This is a genomic window from Natrinema sp. H-ect1, from assembly GCF_041821105.1.
Lineage (GTDB): Archaea > Halobacteriota > Halobacteria > Halobacteriales > Natrialbaceae > Natrinema > Natrinema thermotolerans.
Map to the genome: position 1 here is coordinate 544,010 of NZ_JBGUBA010000001.1, position 19,969 is coordinate 563,978.

Consider the following 19,969-nt stretch of genomic DNA (forward strand, 5'->3'; position numbering starts at 1 on the left):
CGACAGCAGTACGGGACTGCGGTCGAGTCGATCCCGACGGGCCGATGTAATCACGCTTATACAGCTCAGCGAGAAAGTCGCCGGTAGAGTACATGCGCTGGCAGTACCGGACGACGGTCCTCGGCCTCTGTCTGCTCGCGTTCTTCGTCACGTACTTCGCCCGGATGGCGATCAGTCCGGTCGTTCCGTTCATCGTCGCGGACTTCGCCGTCTCGAACACGGCGATCGGGTTCGCGCTGACGGGGATGTGGCTCGCCTACGGCCTCTCGCAGTTTCCCAGCGGCGTCCTCAGCGACCGCTACGGGGAGAAGCCGGTGATCCTCGTCGCCGTCGGCGGGACCGTGATCGCGAGCGTGTTGCTCGCGTTCTCGCCGATCTTCGCCGCCTTCGTCGTCTTCGCCGTTCTCCTCGGCTCGGTCGCGGGGCTGCACTACGCCGTCGCGACGACGCTGCTCTCGCGGACCTACGACGAACTCGGCCGTGCGGTCGGGATCCACTCGATCGGCGGCCCGCTGGCCGGGCTCGTCGCCCCCGTCGGGGCGGCGTGGGTCGGGGTCCGGTTCGGCTGGCGGCCGGCACTCGCGCTCACGCTCGTCGTCGGCCTGCCGGTCTTCGTCCTCTTCGCGTGGCGGATCCGCCCGACCGAACCGCGGCGGCCGAACCAGCCGATGCGGGAGCGGTTCGAACTCGCCACCCTGCTCGAACTGGTCTCGCGGCCGGCGGTCGCCTTTACCCTCGCGATCGCCATGCTCGGTACCTTCATCGTCCAGGGGTTGCTTACGTTCCTGCCGACGTTTCTCGTCGAACACCACCGCTACTCGGCGACGCTCGCCGGAACCGCCTTCTCGGCCTTCTTTTTCGTCCGGACCGTCGGCCAGTTCGCCGTCGGCGAACTCTCCGATCGGTACGGCCGCGACCTCGTGATCGGCGCGTCGCTGTTTGCCGGATCGGTCGGCCTGTTCGGCCTCGTCGTCGGCGGGAGCCGCGCCACTGTCGGCATCGCCGTTCTCGCAGCCGGCCTGGGCTCGAGTTTCTTCGCGGCGATCGATCCCCGGTTTCTCGACCAGTTCGGCGACACCGAACGCGGGGCCGGCTTCGGGCTCGTCCGGACGTGCTACACCGTCGTCGGCTCCGCCGGCTCGGTCGGCGTCGGCCTGCTGGCCGACCTGTTCGGCTGGGGCGCGGCGTTTGTCGTTCTCGGCGGGCTGTTTTCGATCACGTTCCTCGCGCTGGCCGTGAACTGGGCGTTCGGACTCGGCTATTGACCGCGAGCGCAGCGACGGGTCGTCGGGGGGTCGTCTCGCACCCTCGCGTATAATTCGGATACGTTATGGAAATCCGTGCTAGCACGTATTCATCTATCTATATATACTCGAGTGACCGTCTAGGAAGTAGGAAGTATTCTTCCGTTACCATGACTGCATCCCCCATCTCTACAGACGCTCGCAACACGTTCGAAAGCACCGTCGGCGGCTACACGGTCGGCGGTCGCGCCCACAGCCTCTCGGCCTGGTTCGTCCTCTCGCTCCGGCTCATGATGGGCTGGGCCTTCGCCTACTCCGGGTTCACCAAGCTCGTCGCGGCCGAACCGTTCAGCGCCGGCGGCTACCTGACCAACGTCGCCGCGACCAACGGCAACCCCCTCGCCGGCCTCTTCGCCTGGATGGGCTCGACGCCGTGGTTCGTCGAGTTCGCGAACGTCGCCGTCCCGTGGGGCGAACTCCTGATCGGCCTCGGCCTGCTCGTCGGCGCGCTCGTCCGCCTCGCGGCGTTCTTCGGCGCGCTCATGATGCTCATGTTCTACTTCGGGAACTGGGACATCGCCCACGGCGTCATCAACGGCGACTTCGCCTACATGCTCGTGTTCCTCGCCGTTGCCGCCTTCGGCGCCGGCCGCATCCTCGGCCTCGACGCCTGGATCGAAAGCTACGATCTCGACGGCGAGACGTTGCTCGAGCGCTACCCCCGACTCGAGTACCTTCTCGGATAGGCAACTTCGTGCTGTTCTCCTGCTGTCGCTGTACTCGATTGTACTACTCGAAGCCGGCTACGACTCACTCGTGGACGGGACACCGCGACAGTGTTTGAGCAAACGATCAGCTCGAGCGACTCAGGGCAGTTCGAACTCGATCGCCGCTCCCTGGCGCGACCACCTTTTGTCTCGCTCGTCGCTCGCTCACGGGTCGCTTTGCTCCCCGTTCGCGTTCTGCGGTTCTCGCCCACTTCGTTCGATTCGAACCGCACCCTCCTCGCTCGCAAAATCTGGACCAAAAAGCCTAGTCGACTCGTCTCAGGGCAGTTCGAACTCGATCGCCGCACCCTGGCGCGACCACCTTTTGTCTCGCTCGTCGCTCGCTCACGGGTCGCTTTGCTCCCCGTTCGCGTTCTGCGGTTCTCGCTCACTTCGTTCGCTTCAAACCGCACGCTCCTCGCTCGCAAAATCTGGACCAAAAAGCCTAGTCGACTCGTCTCAGGGCAGTTCGAACTCGATCGCCGCACCCTGACCGAAGCCGACACACTCCGTCGCGATACCGCGCTCGACGCCCTCGCGGTTCATCTCGTGGACCAGCGTCACCGGCAGGCGCGCGCCGGAACAGCCCAGCGGATGGCCGATGGCGATCGCGCCGCCGTTGACGTTCAGTTGATCGTCCGGAATGCCCAGTTCGCGCTGGGAGTACAGCGTCTGGCTGGCGAAGGCCTCGTTGATCTCGACCAGCCCGTAGTCGTCGATGTCACGGCCCGCGCGCTCGAGCAGTCCCTCCGTCGCGGGGACTGGCCCGACGCCCATGACCGTCGGGTCGACGCCAGCGACGTAGCTGGTCCCGACTTCGGCGAGGACCTCGAGGTCGTTCTCGTCGGCGAATTCCCGGCTGGTCAGCATGACGCCGGCCGCACCGTCGGCGATCTGGGACGCGTTGCCAGGTGTGACCGTGCCGTCCTCCTTGAACACCGTCGGGAGTTCGGCGAGCTTCTCGGGGGTCGTCCCCGGACGGAGCCCCTCGTCCTCGTCGTGGACGCCGTCCTCGGTCTCGATCGGGACGATCTCGTCGTCGAACTTGCCCGCCTCGGTCGCTTCGACCGCGCGCTGCTGGCTGCGCGCGCCGTACTCGTCCTGTTCCTCGCGACTGATGTCGTATTTTTCGGCGACCTTCTCGGCGGTCATCCCCATCTGGAGGTTCCGCATCCCGTACTCCTCGTCGAGTTTCGGATACATCTCGCCGCTGTCGGCCGCGCCCATCTTCACGCGGCTCATGCTCTCGACGCCGCCGGCGATGACCGCCTGATGGCGGCCCGCGGCGATCGAGTCCGCGGCGCTGATGATCGCCTGCGCCGAGGAGGCACACTGGCGGTCGACCGTCGTCGCCGGGACCGACTCGCCCAGCTCGGAGAACAGTGCGATCTGACGCGCGATGTTCGTCCGCTGCTCGGAGCGTTGCTGGGCACAACCCCACATCAGATCGTCGACGTCGTCGCCCTCGACGCCGGTCTCCGCAAGCATCTCGTCGACCAGCGGAATCGAGAGGTCCTCGCTCCGAACCTCCGCGAGGGCTCCGTCTTCTTTCCCCTGTGCGGTCCTAACAGCGCTAACGATTACCGGCGTATTGCCTGACATTGTATGCCATCATTTTTCCTGGGGATAAATAGCTACCCTTGGCGGAAGATAACGTGGGTCTCGAATCGTCGATGGCTGGCGTCGGCTACGCCCGTCGCTCGAGCGCGACGCCTAACTCCTCGAGCAGGTCGAAGAAGCCGGGGAACGAGACGTCGACGTGGTCGGCGCCCTCGATAGTGGTCTCGCCGTCGGCCGCGAGGCCGGCGAGCGCCAGCGCCATGATGATCCGGTGATCGTCGCGTCCGGAAACGGTCGCACCCTCGAGCGTCGAGTCCCCGCCGTGGACCGTCAGTGAGTCGCGCTCCTCAGTGGTCTCGACGCCCATCTTTCCCAACGCCTCGGCCATCGCACTCACGCGGTCGGTCTCCTTGTAGCGGACGTGTTCGGCGTTCGTGATCTTCGTGTCGCCGTCCGCGACCGCCCCCAGCGTCGCGATCGTCGGCAGGAGGTCGGGCGTGTCCTCGACGTCGACCTCGATCCCGGCGAGCGGGGCGGCTGCGACGTCGATCGTCCCCGACTCGCGGTCCCAGTCGACGTCGGCACCCATCCGCTCGACGATCTCCACGATTGCGGTGTCTCCCTGTGCGCTGGGATGCGCGCCCTCGATGCGGATCCCCTCGCCGTCGGCGGCGATCGCCCCCGCAGCCAGCGGGTACGAGATCGACGAGAAGTCGCCGGGAACGGCGTACTCCCCGCCCGTGGGTGCGTAGGACTGGCCGCCCTCGACCGCAAAGCCGTCCTCGGTGTGGCGGGCGTCGACGCCGAAGTCGTCGAGGACCTCGAGCGTGATGTCGACGTAGGGTGCGGACTTGAGTTCCGTCTCGAGGTCGATCGAGATCCCTTCGTCGGTGACCGCACCGGCCATCAACAGGGCGGTGATGTACTGCGAGGAGACGTCGCCGGGGATCGACACCTCGCCGCCCGACAGCGGGCCGGTGACGACCAGCGGGGCCTGCCCGTTCCCGCGAGTGCTGTCGGCCATCGCGCCGAGATCGGCCAGCGCCTCGAGCAGTGGCCCCTGGGGCCGCGAGCGAAGCGACTCGTCGCCGGTTAGGACGGTGGTGCCGTCGGCCAGCGCCGCGGCCGCGGTGACGAGTCGCATCGTCGTCCCGCTGTTCGCACAGTCGACGACGTCGGCCGGCACGTCGGGCCGGCCGTCGAAACCGTCGATCTCGAGACGGCCGTCGTCGCCGCGGTCGACGTCGCCGCCGAACAGGCCGACCGCGCGGGCCGTCGCTCGCGTGTCGGCACTCCAGAGCGCGTCGCGGACGGTCGCGCCGTCGGCGTAGCCCGCCGCGAGGATCGCCCGGTGGGTGTAGCTCTTCGAGGGCGGTGCCCGCGCCGTGCCGGCGACGCTCGAGGGGGAGATGGTGACGTTCATGGTCACCCTGTGGCGTGGCCCCGTCTTACCGATACCGATCTCACGAACAGCCGATCGACGCCGTAATTTCGCGCAGTGGGTCGTCCGTGACCAGACTCGAGACTTCGTAGCTCACGTCCTCGCAGTCCCAGAAGAAGCTCTTGACGCCGCCGTCCCGGAAGTACGTCGTCTGCCCGTCGACCTCGGTTCGCTCGAGGCTATCGAGCGACGGATCGAACCGCCCCTCCTCGCGGACGACGACGAAGAGTTCCCGGGCGACGACGTTCGGATCGTCGTACCACAGCGTCGTCGTCACGCCGCCGTACCGTTCCTTTCGCTCGACGACCGTGATCCGGTCCAGTACGTACGACCCCGGGAGATCGGGATCGGGTAGATCGTAGGGAACGGTGTCCGCGGCCGCGTCGCGGGAGCGGAAGATCCCCGCCGGTTTCGAGCCGTCGCTGACGACCTCTGCGTCGGCCGGGGGTTGGTAAGTAAACGTCTCCGGGTCGATGCCGTCGTCGATCGCGAACTCCTCGTACGTGACCGTCTGCGCGTACAGCGTCTCGCCGTCGTCGCTGACCGCGTTTCGTTCCTTGATCGGGTACCGTGTCTCGTCGTCGATCCAGATCGTCCGGGAAACGTCCAACTTCCCGAGTTTGGCGGCGCTCACCGGAACGCTGTAGGTCGTGTCCCCGACGACGAGGTCGATGGCGGTCCCCTCGTCCTCGAGCGGCGGCCGCGTCTCGATGACGTGTGCCTCCCGCCCGTCGACCGGTTCCGTCCCGGCGTAGCCGAGCCGATACTCCTCGAGCAGGGCCTCGAGTACCCGCAGCGTCCGATCCGTGTCGGTCTTAGTCCCGTGGAACTGGAGTTCGACGATCCCCGTCGACGGGTTGTACTCCCACGTCTGCGCCCGGTTCGTCACGCTGACCGAGCCGACGGGCACGTCGTCGTCGGTCGACTCGAGGACTTCGATGCGCTGTTTGGCCGGTGGCTCGCGGGCGATCCGTTCCGTCCGCGTATCGGTTTCGGCCGGCGTTTCGATCGTCACTGACCGACGAGCTCGGAGCGCCGTCATGTGGCGACGCGCGTCGACCGCGTCCCGAACGATCTCCGCGCCGGAGGGGGACTCGTCGCTGCTCGGATAGCTGATACAGCCGGCGAGTACAACCCCGGTTCCTGCCGCCAAAATCCGACGCCGGTTCATACGCGGGGGATTGCCACGTTTAGTCATAAGTTTGCGGGTTCGAAACGTTATCCAACCTCGATCCGCGGGATTATGTGGCCAGCTGTCATCGATCCGAATATGAACGTCGACGTGAACCTCGCCCCGCTGCGCGAGTATCTCGCCGCCGAAGGAGCCGACGGCTACCTGATAGACGACGACGCATCGGATGCGGACCAGCGGTACGTCTCGGGCTTTACCGCACCGGATCCCTACCAGACGCTCGTTACCGCCGATGGCGTCCACCTGCTCGTCTCCGGCCTCGAGTACGGACGCGCCGCCGCCGAGGCCGGCGCGGACTCGGTCAGCCGCCGCGCCGCCTACGACTATCAGCGGCTGGTGGCCGAACACGGCCAGTACGAGGGCAAACTGCGGACGCTCGCGGCCTTCCTCGAGGACCACGGCGTCGACGCGCTCGCGGTCCCGCGGACCTTCCCGACGGGGACCGCCGACGGCCTGCGCGACCAGGGGTTCGCGGTGACCGTCGAACCGGAAGGGATCGTCACTGATATCCGCGCGACCAAGACCGAGTGGGAAGTCGAGCGGATCCGGGCGAGCCAGCGGGCGAACGAGGCCGCGATGGCGCGGGCCGAGGAACTGATCGCCACCGCCGATATCGCGGACGGCACGCTCGTCCACGACGGCGAACCCCTGACCAGCGAACGGGTCACGGAGGAGATCGAAGTCACCCTGCTACGCCACGGCTGTGCGTTAGACGAGACCATCGTCGCCTGCGGGGCCGACGGCGCGGACCCTCACGACCGGGGCAGCGGCCCGCTCGAGGCCGACGAGCTGATCGTGATCGACATCTTCCCGCGGGACAAGGAGACGGGCTACTTCGCCGACATGACCCGCACCTTCGCCCGTGGCGACCCCGGCGAGGAGGCCCGACGACGCTACGAGGTCACCCACGAGGCCTACGAGGCCGCCCTCGAGACGGTCGCGGCCGGCGTGACCGGAGCCGACGTTCACGCGGCGGCCTGCGACGTGATCGAGGACGCAGGCTACGAGACGCTGCGAAGCGACCCCAATACCGAGACCGGTTTCATCCACAGCACCGGCCACGGGGTCGGACTGGACATCCACGAACAGCCCAGCGTCTCGCCCTCCGGCGGCGACCTCGAGCCCGGCCACGTGATCTCGATCGAGCCCGGCATCTACGACCCCGCGGTCGGCGGCGTCCGCATCGAGGATCTCGTCGCCGTCACCGAGGACGGCTACGAGAACCTGACCGACTACCGGATCGGGCTCGAACCGACCACCGACGCTCGAGAGTGACCTCACACGGACGGTCGCGAGTCCGCCGGCCGTCCGGCACCAACCACGGAGACCAGCAGTCGCGAGCGAGAGCGCGGGACCGGCGGTCAGTGATCGACGAACACCGGCGAGTACGACGGCGTCTTCTCCGGGAAAATGAGTGACTTCGAATCGCGGGCGGGATTCGCCCGTGTCGTCGCCGTTACTGCTATTCGACCTGAATGTCGGCGACCATCGTCGTCGGGTGGACCTCACAGATGTACGTGACCATCTCGCTGCTGGCCTCGAACTCGAGCCACTGGTCTTCGGGTTCGGTGACCCGCTCGGTCGCGAGGTCGTCGACGACCTCGTCGTTCTCGTCGTAGATCGCGATGTTGTGTTCGGCGCCATCGCCGGTCGTCCAGCCGATCTCGTAGGTTTCCCCCTCTTGGAGGATGAGCGTCGGGTTCTCCTCGTCAGCGATCGCGTCGGGCGCGATGCCGACCCAGCCGGACGTCTGTCCGTCGAACTCGATCTGGGTCTCAGGATCGATCTCGATGCCGCCACCCCCGCCGCCGTTACCGTTGCCGTTACCGTTGCCGTTGCCACCACAGCCGGCGATAAACGCCGTCGATGCTGCGACACCTGTCAGCCCGAGCATTCGCCGCCGGGACATAGGCCCATCTCGTGCCATCGAGCGGATTTGGTACGCAGTAGCAATAAGTGTCTTGGAGAATCCGGTCAACTGGGAATGTTGCCGTCGCGACGGCTTCCGGGCTCAGCGATAGCCGTCGTCCTCGGGCCCGCGAGCCGCGTCGATCCGCTCGAACTGCGAGTCGGACAGTTCGATGTCGACCGCACCGACGTTCTCCGCGAGTTGCTCGGGCGTCCGCGCGCCGACGATCGGGACGCAGGTAAAGCGGTCCTGCTCCATCAGCCAGCGCAGCGACACCTGCGCGGGCGCGGCGTCGATCTCGTCGGCGACGCCCTCGACCGCCTCGAGGACCGCCCACGCGGTCTCGCTCGTATACCGATCCTCGAACAGATCGGTGAGACTCCCGCGAGCGCCGTCGGGCGCGATCACGGTCCCGTCGTCGGCTTGCTCGTACTTCCCGGTGAGGAAGCCGCCGGCCAGCGGCGAGTACGGACAGACCGCGATGTCCTGATCCGCACAGACGTCGAGGTAGTCGCTCACGTCGTCCGTGTCGGCAGCGTTGAACATCGGCTGGGTCACGTCGAAGCGCTCGAGCCCTTCCGCGTCGCTTTTCCACAGCGCCTTGGTGAGCTTCCAGGCGGCCATGCTCGAGGCCCCCAGATAGTGGACTTTCCCCTCGCGGACGAGTTCGGTCAGCGTCCGCATCGTCTCCTCGATCGGCGTCTCCTCGTCCCAGCGGTGGATGTAGTACAGGTCGAGGTAGTCGGTGTCGAGTCGCTCGAGCGTGCCCTCGATCTGGGCCCGGATGTGCTTGCGCCCGAGGCCGGAGTCGTTCGGCCCCGGCTCGCCCCGGCCGTCGAAGGGGAAGTAGACCTTCGAGGCGAGTACGAGATCCTCGCGGTCGACGTCCTCGCGGTCCGCGAGCCACTCGCCGATCCAGCGCTCGCTTTTCCCGTTGGGATCGCCGTAGACGTTGGCCGTATCGATGAAGTTGATCCCGTGGTCCCAACAGGCATCGAGCAGGTCGTGGGCCTCCTCGCGGTCAGTCTCCACGGTGCCGTCGCTTTCCTTCCCGAAGCGCCAGGTGCCAAAGCAGAGCTTCGAAACGGTCGTTCCGGTATTGCCGAGCCGAGTGTACTCCATGGACGCGGGTTCGCCCGCCGCGTGCAAAACGCATGGGGAAGCGGCGAACGGCGGTCGCTCGAGCGCGTCGGCGATCCGACGAACGCGTTCCCGATGACCGGTCGACCGACGCGTTTACTGCCCGGAAGTCGCTCCCGGTTTCCGAAGCTACAAACCGCTCGACAGTCACTACCCGGTGATGAATCACTGGTGGCGGCGGATCGTTCTCTCGCTGGTCGCCGTCCTCGTACTCGTTCTCGTCTACGCCGGGCTCTATCAGTTGGGGATGGCCGCCTTCGAGGGAGAGACGAAGACGTACGCGCAGTCGATCCAGGCCGTCATCGAGTCGCTGACGACGGCCGGGTTCGGTGGCGACGCCCCCTGGGAGAGTACCGCGATGAACCTCTTCGTGATCGGGATGAACCTCACGGGCGTCCTGCTGGTCTTTCTGGCCCTGCCGCTGATCGTCGTCCCGCTTTTCCAGCAGGCCCTCGAGGACCGGCCGCCGGAGTCGACCGACCTCACCGACCACGTCGTCATCTGTTCGTACACGCCGCGCTCGGACGTCCTCGCGGGTGAACTCGAGGCGGCGGGCGTCCCATACGTCTTCGTCGACGACGATGCCGAACTCGTCGTCGACCTCAACAACGAGGGCACCAACGCTATCTACGGCGCACTCGACCAGGAGGAGACGCTACGGGCTGCAAACGCCGAGCGGGCCGACGCGCTCGTCACCGACATCGACGACGAGACCAACGCGATGGTGATCCTCACGGCGCGGGAACTCTCGAGCGACCTCACCATCGTCAGCGTGGTCGAAGACGACGAAGTCGCGAGTTACCACCGCTACGCCGGAGCCGACGAGATCGTCCGGCCGCGTCGGGTGTTGGGCCAGAGCCTCGCGACGAAGGCGACGACGACCGTCTCGGCCGATCTCCGGGACACGATCGAACTCAGCGAGGACCTCGCGGTAACCGAACTGCTCGTTCAAGACCACAGCGATCTGGTCGGGCAGACGATTCCCGAGTCGGGCATTCGTGACCGGATGGGGATCACCGTCATCGGGGCGTGGTTCAACGGCGAGTTCGTCCCCGTTCCGGGGACGGAAAACGTGATCGACGGCAACACGATCCTGCTCGTCGCGGGCCGTCGCGACGATCTCACGGAGCTGAAATCGCGGACAGTGTCGGCGCTGCGGTACAACCCGGACCGGATCGTCGTCGGCGGCTACGGCGTCGTCGGCCGGACTGCCGTCGAGACGCTGGCGTCCGGGGGCGTCTCGACGGCCGTGGTCGACCTCGAGGAGCAACCCGGTGTCGACATCGTCGGAAGCGTCACCGACGAGGCGGTCCTCGAGACCGCGGACGTCGACGACGCCCGGGCGGTCATTCTGACCCTCGACGACGACTCGACGTCGATCTACGCGACGCTGGTCCTCGAGCAGGTCGCCCCCGACGTCGAGATCATCGTCCGGGCGAACGAGACCGAGAACATCCCGAAGTTCTACCGGGCGGGCGCGGAGTACGTCCTCTCGCTGTCGACGGTTACCGGCCGGATGCTCGGGTCCATCCTGATCGAGGACGAAGAGATCCTCACGCCGGAGACCCAGTTCGAACTCGTCAGGACGACCGCCCCACAGCTCGCCGGGCGGAGCCTCGGCGATGTGGACCTGCGGGCGCGGACCGGGTGTACCGTCGTCGCGGTCGAACGCGGCGAGGACCTGCTGACCGACCTCGGGCCGGAGTTCGTCGTCCGCGAGGACGACATGCTGATCGTCGCGGGAAGTGACGAGGCGGTCAACCGGTTCGTCTCGCTGGCGTGTTGAGACGTCCGGCGGTCGGCTCGAGAGCAGTGGTCTCCCCGCCTCGAGCAGCGCTCACCCGACTCACTCGAACGACGGCAGCACCTCGCCCTCGTAGAACTCGATCGCTTGCTCCTGTTCGTCACCGATCTGATGGAAATAGACGTGATCGTAACCGGCGTCGATCGCCTGTTCGATGCTGTCGATGTGTGCCTGCGGGTCGGGTTCAGTGGTCGTCCCGGCCTCGGCGATGTCTGCTTTCTCGACCATCCCCGCCGCCTGCTCGAAGTGGGCTGGCGTCGGTAGCTCCTGCCCGAGTTCGCCCGGAAGCGATCCGTTGGGCCACTGCTCGAGGATCGTCTCGATCGCCTCCGCTTCGCTGTCGGCGTAGCAGCCGTGCAGTTGCGTGTATTTGGGACCGTCGCCGCCGGCGTCCTCGTAGGCTGCGACCGGCTCGGATTTCGGCCCGGAACACCAGAGCCCGTCCGCGTTCTCGGCCACCCATTCGGCCGTCTGCGGGCCGAACGCGCTCCCGATCGTCGTCGGCTGCTCGTCGGGACAGGTGTAGAGCCGCGCGTTTTCGACCGTGTAGTACTCGCCGTGATGGCTCGTCGTCTCGCCGGTCCACAACGAGCGCATCACGTCCATCGCCTCGTCTAACATCTCGAGGCGCACGTCGTGTTCGGGCCAGCGCTCGCCGGTGACGTGTTCGTTCAGGTTCTCGCCGGTGCCGACGCCGAAGGTAAAGCGGTCGCCGAGCAGTTCGTCGACGGTGGCGACGGCGTGGGCGACGTTGACCGGATGGATCCGGATCGTCGGACAGGTGACGCCGACGCCGACGTCGATCTCGTCGGTCGCCTCCGCGATCGCCCCCAGCGTCGACCAGACGAACGGCGACTCGCCCTGTGCCGACACCCACGGGTGGAAGTGGTCCGAGATCGAGACGAAGTCGAAACCGGCCGCCTCCGCGCGACGTGCGATGTCGACCAGTTCCGTCGGCCCGAACTCCTCGCTCGAGAGGGTGTACCCGAGTTGCGTCATTCCCGGCCGGCTACCACGGACCGGCGGGTAACGGTTGCACCTGCAAGAGCGCGGCCGCGTTCCGGTCACACGACTTCCGACTTCGATAACGCCAGACCGCGTATCGGTCCGCGGTGGCGCGCGCTGAACTGTGCCGAACGAGAGTGAGGCACGGTTCGACATCGTGCGAGGGATGAGCGAGCGACTCCGGAGCGAGCGAGTCGGCTGGGGAGGGCGTGGCAACTCCGTGTTGCCACGATAGCGGGGCGCTTTCGTTCCGCCTCCTTCCGTCGAACTCCACACCGCATTCAGTTCCATCTCCGATCGCGAGCCCACGTGAACCCCGAACCGAACCCCTTACCCACGACGGGCCGGAACCGGCCCGTATGGAAGCCGTAGTCGACGCGACGGACCTCGAGAAGGTCTACGGCGAGACCGTCGCCCTGTCGGGGGCCTCGCTATCGGTCGCACAGGGGGAGGTGTTCGCGCTGATCGGCCCGAACGGGGCCGGCAAAACGACGCTCGTCCGGGCGCTGACGGGAACGGTCGAGCCCGAGGGCGGAACGGCGGCGATCCTCGGCGCGTCGCCGGCGGCCGTCGACCGCGACCGGCTCGGCGTCCTCCCGCAGGAGTTCTCGCCGCCGGCCCGACTCAGCGCTCGCGAACTGCTCGCGTACTACGCCGGGCTCTACGAGGACCCGCGCGACCCCGCTGACGTCCTCGCCGACGTCGGCCTCGCCGACGCGGGCGACACCTGGTACGAGAACCTCTCGGGCGGCCAGCAACGGCGGGTCTGTGTCGGCTCCGCGCTGGTCAACGACCCCGACCTGCTCTTTCTCGACGAGCCGACGACCGGCATCGACCCCGCCGGCCGCCGCACCGTCTGGCGGCTGATCGAGGACCTCGCGGCCAGCGGGACGACCGTCGTCCTGACCACCCACGACATGGCCGAGGCCGAACACCTCGCCGACCGCGTCGGCCTGCTCGCCGACGGCTCGCTCGTCGCGCAGGGCCCGCCCGCCGACCTCGTCCGCGAGTACGGCGGCTCGAGCCGGCTGACCGTCGAGACGACCGCCGACCCCGACGCGTTCGCCGACCTCGAGTACCCCGTCGAACGGCCGGCACGGGGCCGCGATCGAACGCCCGAGGCGGCAGTCGTCGTCCGGGAGATCGACCCCGCCGCGATCGGGAGCGTGGTCGATTACCTCGAGGCTCGCGGGATCGAGTACACCGGCCTCTCGTGGGCCGAACCCGACCTCGAGGACGTCTATCTCGCGCTGGCCGAGCCGGCCGAACGCGAGCGGACGGCACGGCTCGAGGGCGAGCGCGGGGACGGTGCGGCCGACGAGTCCGACCTCGCACGAAGGGGTGAGACCGCATGAGCCGGATGGGGCGGGTCAGGGCCGAGACCAGCGCCGGCTGGCGGTCGTTCGTCCGCCGGCGGACGGCGGTCTTTTTCACCTTTTTCTTCCCGGTGATCCTGATCGTCATCTTCGGGGTACTCGTCCGCACCGATCCCGCGGGCGGCGGGCTGTTCACGGAGCCGCCGGCCTACTACGTGCCCGGCTATCTGGCCGTCGTCGTCCTCTTTACCCCGCTGTCACGGATGGGCAGCGAGGTCGCTCGCCACCGCGAGGGGAGTCGCTTCGAGAAGCTCGCGACGACCCCGCTGACGCGCGCTGAATGGTTGCTCGCCCAGACCGCGGTCAACGCCGCGATCATCGGGCTGGCGAGCCTGCTCATCCTCGGGCTGGTCATCGCCCTGACCGGGGCCAATATCGCGTTCTCGCCGCTGCTCGTTCCCTACGTTCTCGTCGGCGTCGTCTGCTTTTGCGGCGTCGGCGCAATGTTGGGCAGCTACACCGACTCCCAGGACGGTGCGGTCGCGGCCAGCAACGGGATCGGACTGCCCCTGCTCTTTCTCTCGGAGACGTTCGTCTCGCCCGAGCTGCTCCCCGGCTGGTTCGGGCCGCTGGTGAACCTCTCGCCGCTCACCTACTTCGCGCGGGGTGTGCGGGCGGCGACCTACTCGGGGGCTGAGACGGCGGCCGTCGCCGGCGTCGATCCCGCGCTCGCGAACCTCGGGATCCTCGCCGTCCTCGCCGTCCTCGCGTTCGCCCTGGGCGCACGGTCGATCCCGCAGACGGACTGATACGGTTTGCTGTACCAATTTACCGGTGGGACCGCAGGACGAGCGCGGTCCCACCGGCAATGACGTACAGTAGACCGTATGAAGCGGCTCCGGACCGGCGGCGTCCGTTGCCCGCCGTTCGCCGCGAGAACGAACCGATTTACGCGCGGCGCTCGAATCGCCGGCCGACATGCGCTCGAGTCACCCCAGGGAGGCGACCGTCGGGATGGAGTACTACGTCAGCGACGCGGACGGCGTCGGCGGCCGCCTCCGCGCGGACGACGCCGACTTCCGGGTGCGCGAACTCGAGCGGTTCGACACCGAACCCGTTGACGCACCGACCGACGCCTACCCGCATCTCGTCTTCCGGGCGACGCTGCGTGGCTGGGACACCAACGACTTCGCCGCGCGGGTCTCGGACGCGCTCGGCATCTCCCGCGAGCGGGTCAACTGGGCCGGCACGAAGGACAAATACGCCGTGACGACGCAGCTGTTCTCGGTCTACGGCGCCGATCCCGAGGAGCTGCCGGAAATCGACGGCGTCGAGATCGAGGTCCTCGGCCGGGCCGGCCGAAACCTCGAGTTCGGCGATCTGGCGGGCAACGCCTTCGAACTCCGGGTCACCGACCCCGAGCGACCGGACAACGCCGCAGCGATCACCGACGAGTTGCGGGCCTTCGGCGGGCTCGCGGACGAACACCGGAGCGACGGTGCGGACGGCTCGAGCGAAGACGCGACCTCGATCGGCGTCCCCAACTTCTTCGGTCAGCAGCGCTTCGGTAGCCGTCGGCCGGTCACGCACAAGGTCGGCCTCGCGATCGCTCGCGACGACTGGGAGGGCGCAGTGATGGCCTACCTCGGGAACCCAACCGACGCGGAGCCGGCGGGGACCCAGGAGGCTCGTGCGTTCGTTGCGGAGACCCGCGACTGGCAGGAAGCCCTCGAGCGCGTGCCGCACCGCCTGCGCTACGAGCGGTCGATGATCCACGCGCTCGCCGAACACGACGGCGAGCCGGGGCCCGACCAGTACAGGGAGGCCCTCGAGCGGGTGCCCTCGAACCTCCAGCGGCTGTTCGTCCACGCGGCCCAGTCCTACGCGTTCAACCTGATGCTCTCCGAGCGCCTCGAGCGCGGCCTGCCCTTCGACCGGCCCGTCGAGGGCGACGTAGTCTGCTTTTCGGACACCGACGCGCCCGACGGGCTCGCACTGCCTGACACCGACCGGCTCCAGCGGGTCGACGAGCGTCGCGTCGACTCGGTGACCCGCCACTGCGAGCGCGGCCGGGCGTTCGTCACCGCGCCGCTGGTCGGCACCGAGACGGAACTGGCCGACGGCGAGCAGGGCGAGATCGAACGCGCCGTCCTCGACGACCTCGGCCTCGAGCCGGCGGACTTCGACCTGCCCGGGGAGTTCGGCTCGACCGGCACCCGGCGGGCGATCCTCCTGCGGACCGATCTCGGCCTCGAGACCGAGCCGCTGACGCTCGAGTTCGCGCTGCCGAAGGGGTCGTACGCGACCGTCCTCTCCCGGGAGTTCCTGAAAGTCGATCCGATCGACCTCGGGTAAGGCGGGGCTCGAGGCGGAACCGTGCGCTCGAGGCGGCAGTCGTCGTCCGAACGGCCGCGGCGAAGCTTTTAGCACGGTGTCACGAGAAGGAGACGACGAAATGGTCCTCACACGGAATCGATCGGTAAATCGAGGTGGCTGCCCAGCATGATCGGCACGAGCGAGAGCCGCGAGATCGTCGACTGGGAGAAGACGACGGAGGACGGGCGAACGGTGTACGTCATCGAGTACAGCGAGCCGGTCCCGGAGCCGACGGGCCGATCGAAGACGCTGTTCGGCGCGGGCAGCGGCGGGACAGTCCCGGCGGGCGAGCAGTACTTCGAGATGCCCGACGGCGAACGGATTCCCGCGAACGAGGCCGCATTCGACGCCGACGGAACGACGCTGCGGGTCCGCCGCGAGCGCTCGGTGGTCGATCGGCTCCGGCGCTACCTGCCATGGTGACGACCCTCGAGGTGGGTGCGACGGTCATGGCCGGACTGCTCCTCGCGCAGGGCTTGCTGGGAGTCGCCGAGCAGCGACTCTACACGGACGCACAGCGCGCCGGTTCCCCGCTGGTCGTGCGACTCAATCTCTTCGGCTCGCTGCTGGCAGTCGGGATCGGAGTCCTCGCTGCGGCGTGGATACGACGTCGTGGCCTGCCGTCCCCGTGGCACTTCCTGCTTCTCAACGTCTGGCTGTTGCTGACCGTGTTCCTCCGGATCGCGACCTACCGAGCGACCGGCGTCTCGCACAGCCCCGTGATCGACCGGGTCGCCGCGCGGCTGTTCTGACTCGCGGGATCGTCGGCCCGCTGCCATCGCTCGGGCGCGGCGATCAGCCGAGATAGCCCTGCAGCACCGCGCCGAAGCCGGCGGCACCGATACAGAGCGCGAGGAGACCACCGACGCCGGTGACCGCGAGCGCGCCGCTGATCGCCGCGGCGACGAGCAGCCGTTTGAGCCACTCGTCGTTGCGCCCGACCAGCCGATCGGCGATGGCGAGATACGCGATCGCGCCGCCGACCGCCCAGACGAGATACGCCAGCAGGAACAGCGGAATCGCCACGACGATCCCGACGATCGTAACGACGAGCAGCAGTATCAACAGCCCGATCGCAAGCAGCGACACGATGCCGTAGAGGAACGACCCGAACGGGTCCGCGAGGACGTCGTCCATCATCCGGCCCGTGTAGTCGGGCGCGATCGCGACGAGGATCGCGCCGACGACGAGCGTCGTCAGGGCAGCCGTGATCGCACCCCCGAGGAGGCTGTCGGTCGTCCCGACGTCGATGTCGATCCCGGGATCGACCTGCATGATCACCGCGACTGCGAGGGTCGGCCAATCGAACCCGATCATATTGCCGGAACGTCCGGTTGGAATATAAACGGTCGTATCGCTTTGGCACTGGCCCGAGCCGCCGACCCGTTCGTTCGCGCGCGGTCTCCCCGGGGGAATCGACTTCGCTGAACCGAACAGCTACGTAGCTCGCCCCCAATCCACCAGCCAATGGAACTGGACTCGGACCCGCACATCCTCCTGACGAATGACGACGGGATCGACGCGCCCGGCATCCGGGCGCTCCACGACGCGCTCTCGGCGGTCGGCGAGGTGACCGTCATCGCGCCGGACCGGAACCGGAGCGCCGTCGGCCGGTCGCTGTCCTACGGGCGGACGAACTCCTCGAGCGGCGGCGATCTCGAGTTGGACCTCGAGGCCGACTCCTTTACCGCGCCGGTCCCCCACACCGATCACGAACTCGGTTACGCGGTCGACGGCACCCCCTGTGACTGCGCTATCGTCGGTGCGAAAGGACTCGAGCCGAACCCCGATATCGTCGTCTCGGGCTGTAACGAAGGGGCGAACCTCGGCGCGTACGTCTTCTCCCGTTCGGGGACCGTCAGCGCCGCCATGGAGGCCGCGTTCCTCGGGACGCCGTCGATCGCCGTCTCGCTGGACACGCTGGGCTACGACGACGACCTCGAGCCGGCGGCCTTCGAGCGGGCGGGCGAGATCACCGCCGACCTCGTGGCCGGCGCACCCGGAACCGGCCTCTTCGATCGCGTGGATTACCTGAACGTCAACGTCCCGCGTCCCGATCGGGAGCCCAACGGTCACGCGCTGACCCGGCCGACCGAGGTCTACGAGATGGATGCCGCCTTCGAGAACGGCCGGTTCCAGCTGACCAACCGCCTCTGGCAACAGATGGCAAACCGGGACATCCCCGACGGCGAGGATACCGACCGCCACGCCGTCCTCGAGAACGAGGTGTCGGTCTCGCCGCTACGGGTCCCCTACGAGGTCGTCGACACGAATCCGGTTCGGAACGTCCTCGCCGATATCCTGTAGCTGGAGACTGTCGCGGCAGCCGGACCTTCATCGGCCATGACGGTTTAGGTGGTCCGGTCACAAGGGAGACGCAGTTCATCGATGCCGGACGGCAACCATTCGACAGGAGACGGGACCCCAAGCCGCGTTCCCTCGAACCCGCCCAGCGACATCGGCCCGGCCTCGAGCCTCGAGGACGATGGCGACGCCGGCGCTGACGACGCGCTCGAGACGGGGACTGGCCCGGATCCGACCTCGGCCATTGCCCCGGACGACTCCCGATCTGCGGACGCGATCAGAGACGCCGTCCTCGCCGACGTTCGCGCGTCCTTCGACGACCGGCCCGCGGACGCGTTTCCGGGGCGGCCCTCCGACGCGTTCATCGACGAGGAGTTCTTCGATTTCGGCTATCTCGAGGACTACGAGGAGGTCGAGCGCTACTGGGTGAACCGTCCCTACGCCTACGTGACGATCCTCTACGACGAGGCGACCAACACCAACCGGTATCACGTCGTCGAGCCCGACTTAGACGAGTTCGAGGAGTACGTCCGCGAGGACCTCATCCGATCGCTGCGCAGCGACCTGCTGTACAAGGAGTTCGACGGCGAGATCGACCGGGCGGCGACCTTCGACGAGGAGGTCCCTCGCGTCATGCGCGAACACGCGGCTACCGTCGGCGACGGCTCGCTCCACCAGCTGCTGTACTACCTGCGCCGGGACTTCGTGAGCTACGGGAAGATCGACCCCATCATGCGCGACCGGGGCGTCGAGGACGTCTCCTGTGACGGCGCGGACCGGCCGGTCTTCGTCTACCATCACGGCTACCGGGACCTGCGGACGAACCTCTCCTTTAGTGACGAGCGTCTGAGCGCCTACGTCGTCCGGCTCGCCCAGCGGGCCGGCAAACACCTCTCGGTGGCCGATCCGCTCGTCGACGCCGCCCTGCCCGACGGCTCCCGCGTCCAGCTGACGCTGGGCGGCGAGGTGACCACCGGCGGGCCGAACTTCACCGTCCGGAAGTTCGCCGACGTGCCCTTTACGCCCGTGGATCTGGTCAACTGGGGCACCTTCAGCCTCGAGGGGATGGCCTACCTCTGGCTGGCCGTCGAGAACAACGCCTCCGTGCTGTTCGCCGGCGGCACCGGCTCGGGCAAGACGACGAGTCTCAACGCCGTCTCGATGTTCGTCCCGCCCGAGAGCAAGGTCGTCTCGATCGAGGACACGCCGGAGCTGACCCTGCCTCACGACAACTGGATTCAAAGCGTCACCCGCGAGGGGGTCACCGCCGGCGGCCGCGGCTCCGTCTCGATGTTCGACCTCCTGCAGGCCGCCCTGCGCCAGCGACCGGAGTACCTCGTCATCGGGGAGATCCGGACCGAGACCGACGTCGCCCTGACCTTCTTCCAGTCGATCGCCACCGGCCACACGGCCTACACGACCTTCCACGCCGACTCAGTGCGCGGCCTGCTGAGCCGCTTGCAAAACGAGCCACTGAACGTCCCCACGGGGATGATCGGTAACCTAGACATCGTCTCCATCCAGCGCCAGACGACACAGGAGGGGAAACGCGTCAGGCGAAACCGTCGGCTCGTCGAGTTCGGCCACCACGAGGACGGTGGCGATGGGGTCGACCCCCACGAGGTGTTCCGATACGAGCCCGCATCCGACGGGTTCGAGCGGAGCGCCGACTCGCGAGTCCTCGATCGGATCGCTGACCAGCGGGGCTGGTCCCACGGCCGCATCGAGCGCGAACTCGAGCGTCGGGAGGCCGTCCTCGAGTACCTCCTCGACGAGGAGATCACCGACTACGAGCGCGTCGCCCGCGTGATTCAGGGGTTCATCCGGGACCCGGAGTACGTTCTGGAGGAGGTCCGCGCCGGCGATCTCGACCCCGAGACCATCGCGGTAACGGAGGCCGACGACTGAGCC

18 protein-coding genes are annotated in these 19,969 nt (G+C 67.7%); 11 read left to right on the forward strand and 7 right to left on the reverse strand.

What is annotated here, in order from left to right; translation table 11 throughout:
• The first annotated feature begins 92 nt into the window (after nt 1–92).
• Both ACERIM_RS02790 and ACERIM_RS02795 read left to right on the forward strand, forming a co-directional pair.
• Complete coding sequence (locus ACERIM_RS02790) at nt 93–1,265, forward strand: MFS transporter (RefSeq protein ID WP_373631127.1); 1,173 nt, start codon at nt 93–95, stop codon at nt 1,263–1,265.
• A 149-nt stretch (nt 1,266–1,414) separates the two neighbouring features.
• Nucleotides 1,415–1,990 carry a DoxX family membrane protein gene (locus ACERIM_RS02795; protein WP_006649317.1) on the forward strand — a complete coding sequence of 192 codons (576 nt, stop codon included), beginning with the start codon at nt 1,415–1,417 and terminating at the stop codon, nt 1,988–1,990.
• Between the two features lie 480 nt (nt 1,991–2,470).
• Here the strand turns inward: ACERIM_RS02795 and ACERIM_RS02800 are convergent, their stop codons facing one another.
• The 3 genes from ACERIM_RS02800 to ACERIM_RS02810 all read right to left on the reverse strand — a co-directional run bounded on the left by ACERIM_RS02800 (nt 2,471) and on the right by ACERIM_RS02810 (nt 6,183).
• Nucleotides 2,471–3,613: a thiolase family protein gene (locus ACERIM_RS02800; protein WP_006181130.1), complete on the reverse strand. Its 1,143-nt coding sequence runs from the start codon at nt 3,611–3,613 to the stop codon at nt 2,471–2,473.
• Between the two features lie 85 nt (nt 3,614–3,698).
• Entirely contained in the window at nt 3,699–4,994 is a 1,296-nt protein-coding gene (gene aroA, locus ACERIM_RS02805; protein WP_373631130.1) for a 3-phosphoshikimate 1-carboxyvinyltransferase, read from the reverse strand.
• Between the two features lie 40 nt (nt 4,995–5,034).
• Nucleotides 5,035–6,183 (reverse strand): outer membrane lipoprotein carrier protein LolA, encoded by a 1,149-nt coding sequence (locus tag ACERIM_RS02810; RefSeq protein WP_373631132.1) that lies wholly within the window; start codon nt 6,181–6,183, stop codon nt 5,035–5,037.
• 99 nt (nt 6,184–6,282) lie between these two features.
• On the opposite strand from ACERIM_RS02810, the gene ACERIM_RS02815 reads away from it, so the two are divergent.
• Nucleotides 6,283–7,479 carry a M24 family metallopeptidase gene (locus ACERIM_RS02815; protein WP_373631133.1) on the forward strand — a complete coding sequence of 399 codons (1,197 nt, stop codon included), beginning with the start codon at nt 6,283–6,285 and terminating at the stop codon, nt 7,477–7,479.
• A gap of 187 nt (nt 7,480–7,666) precedes the next feature.
• Here ACERIM_RS02815 and ACERIM_RS02820 read toward each other — a convergent pair whose 3' ends face one another.
• Together ACERIM_RS02820 and ACERIM_RS02825 are read right to left on the reverse strand one after the other, a co-directional pair.
• Complete coding sequence (locus ACERIM_RS02820) at nt 7,667–8,113, reverse strand: PKD domain-containing protein (RefSeq protein ID WP_373631135.1); 447 nt, start codon at nt 8,111–8,113, stop codon at nt 7,667–7,669.
• 102 nt (nt 8,114–8,215) lie between these two features.
• Nucleotides 8,216–9,235: an aldo/keto reductase gene (locus tag ACERIM_RS02825; RefSeq protein WP_373631136.1), complete on the reverse strand. Its 1,020-nt coding sequence runs from the start codon at nt 9,233–9,235 to the stop codon at nt 8,216–8,218.
• 178 nt (nt 9,236–9,413) lie between these two features.
• Between ACERIM_RS02825 and ACERIM_RS02830 the strand changes: the two genes are divergently transcribed.
• Nucleotides 9,414–11,039, forward strand: a complete 1,626-nt coding sequence (locus ACERIM_RS02830) for a TrkA family potassium uptake protein (protein ID WP_373631138.1) — start codon at nt 9,414–9,416, stop codon at nt 11,037–11,039.
• Between the two features lie 60 nt (nt 11,040–11,099).
• Here the strand turns inward: ACERIM_RS02830 and ACERIM_RS02835 are convergent, their stop codons facing one another.
• On the reverse strand, nt 11,100–12,056 hold the full coding sequence (locus tag ACERIM_RS02835) for a TIGR03557 family F420-dependent LLM class oxidoreductase (RefSeq protein ID WP_373631140.1): 957 nt from the start codon (nt 12,054–12,056) through the stop codon (nt 11,100–11,102).
• A 365-nt stretch (nt 12,057–12,421) separates the two neighbouring features.
• On the opposite strand from ACERIM_RS02835, the gene ACERIM_RS02840 reads away from it, so the two are divergent.
• The 5 genes from ACERIM_RS02840 (at nt 12,422) to ACERIM_RS02860 (ending at nt 16,506) form a co-directional block, all read left to right on the forward strand.
• Entirely contained in the window at nt 12,422–13,417 is a 996-nt protein-coding gene (locus tag ACERIM_RS02840; RefSeq protein WP_373631142.1) for an ABC transporter ATP-binding protein, read from the forward strand.
• Complete coding sequence (locus ACERIM_RS02845; RefSeq protein WP_373631144.1) at nt 13,414–14,187, forward strand: ABC transporter permease; 774 nt, start codon at nt 13,414–13,416, stop codon at nt 14,185–14,187. The genes ACERIM_RS02840 and ACERIM_RS02845 overlap by 4 nt, the downstream gene beginning before the upstream one ends.
• A gap of 169 nt (nt 14,188–14,356) precedes the next feature.
• Nucleotides 14,357–15,733, forward strand: coding sequence for a tRNA pseudouridine(13) synthase TruD (gene truD / locus ACERIM_RS02850; protein ID WP_373631145.1), 1,377 nt, complete (start codon nt 14,357–14,359; stop codon nt 15,731–15,733).
• A gap of 147 nt (nt 15,734–15,880) precedes the next feature.
• Complete coding sequence (locus ACERIM_RS02855) at nt 15,881–16,177, forward strand: hypothetical protein (protein WP_373631146.1); 297 nt, start codon at nt 15,881–15,883, stop codon at nt 16,175–16,177.
• The gene (locus ACERIM_RS02860) at nt 16,171–16,506 is read left to right on the forward strand and encodes a hypothetical protein (protein ID WP_373631148.1); all 336 of its coding nucleotides are present in this window, start codon (nt 16,171–16,173) and stop codon (nt 16,504–16,506) included. The genes ACERIM_RS02855 and ACERIM_RS02860 overlap by 7 nt, the downstream gene beginning before the upstream one ends.
• A gap of 43 nt (nt 16,507–16,549) precedes the next feature.
• On the opposite strand, the gene ACERIM_RS02865 is transcribed toward ACERIM_RS02860, so the two are convergent.
• Nucleotides 16,550–17,071: a hypothetical protein gene (locus ACERIM_RS02865; protein WP_373631150.1), complete on the reverse strand. Its 522-nt coding sequence runs from the start codon at nt 17,069–17,071 to the stop codon at nt 16,550–16,552.
• Between the two features lie 150 nt (nt 17,072–17,221).
• Between ACERIM_RS02865 and surE the strand changes: the two genes are divergently transcribed.
• Both surE and ACERIM_RS02875 read left to right on the forward strand, forming a co-directional pair.
• Complete coding sequence (gene surE, locus ACERIM_RS02870; protein ID WP_373631151.1) at nt 17,222–18,061, forward strand: 5'/3'-nucleotidase SurE; 840 nt, start codon at nt 17,222–17,224, stop codon at nt 18,059–18,061.
• Between the two features lie 81 nt (nt 18,062–18,142).
• Nucleotides 18,143–19,966, forward strand: coding sequence for a type II/IV secretion system ATPase subunit (locus ACERIM_RS02875; RefSeq protein ID WP_373631152.1), 1,824 nt, complete (start codon nt 18,143–18,145; stop codon nt 19,964–19,966).
• Nucleotides 19,967–19,969 lie beyond the last annotated feature (3 nt).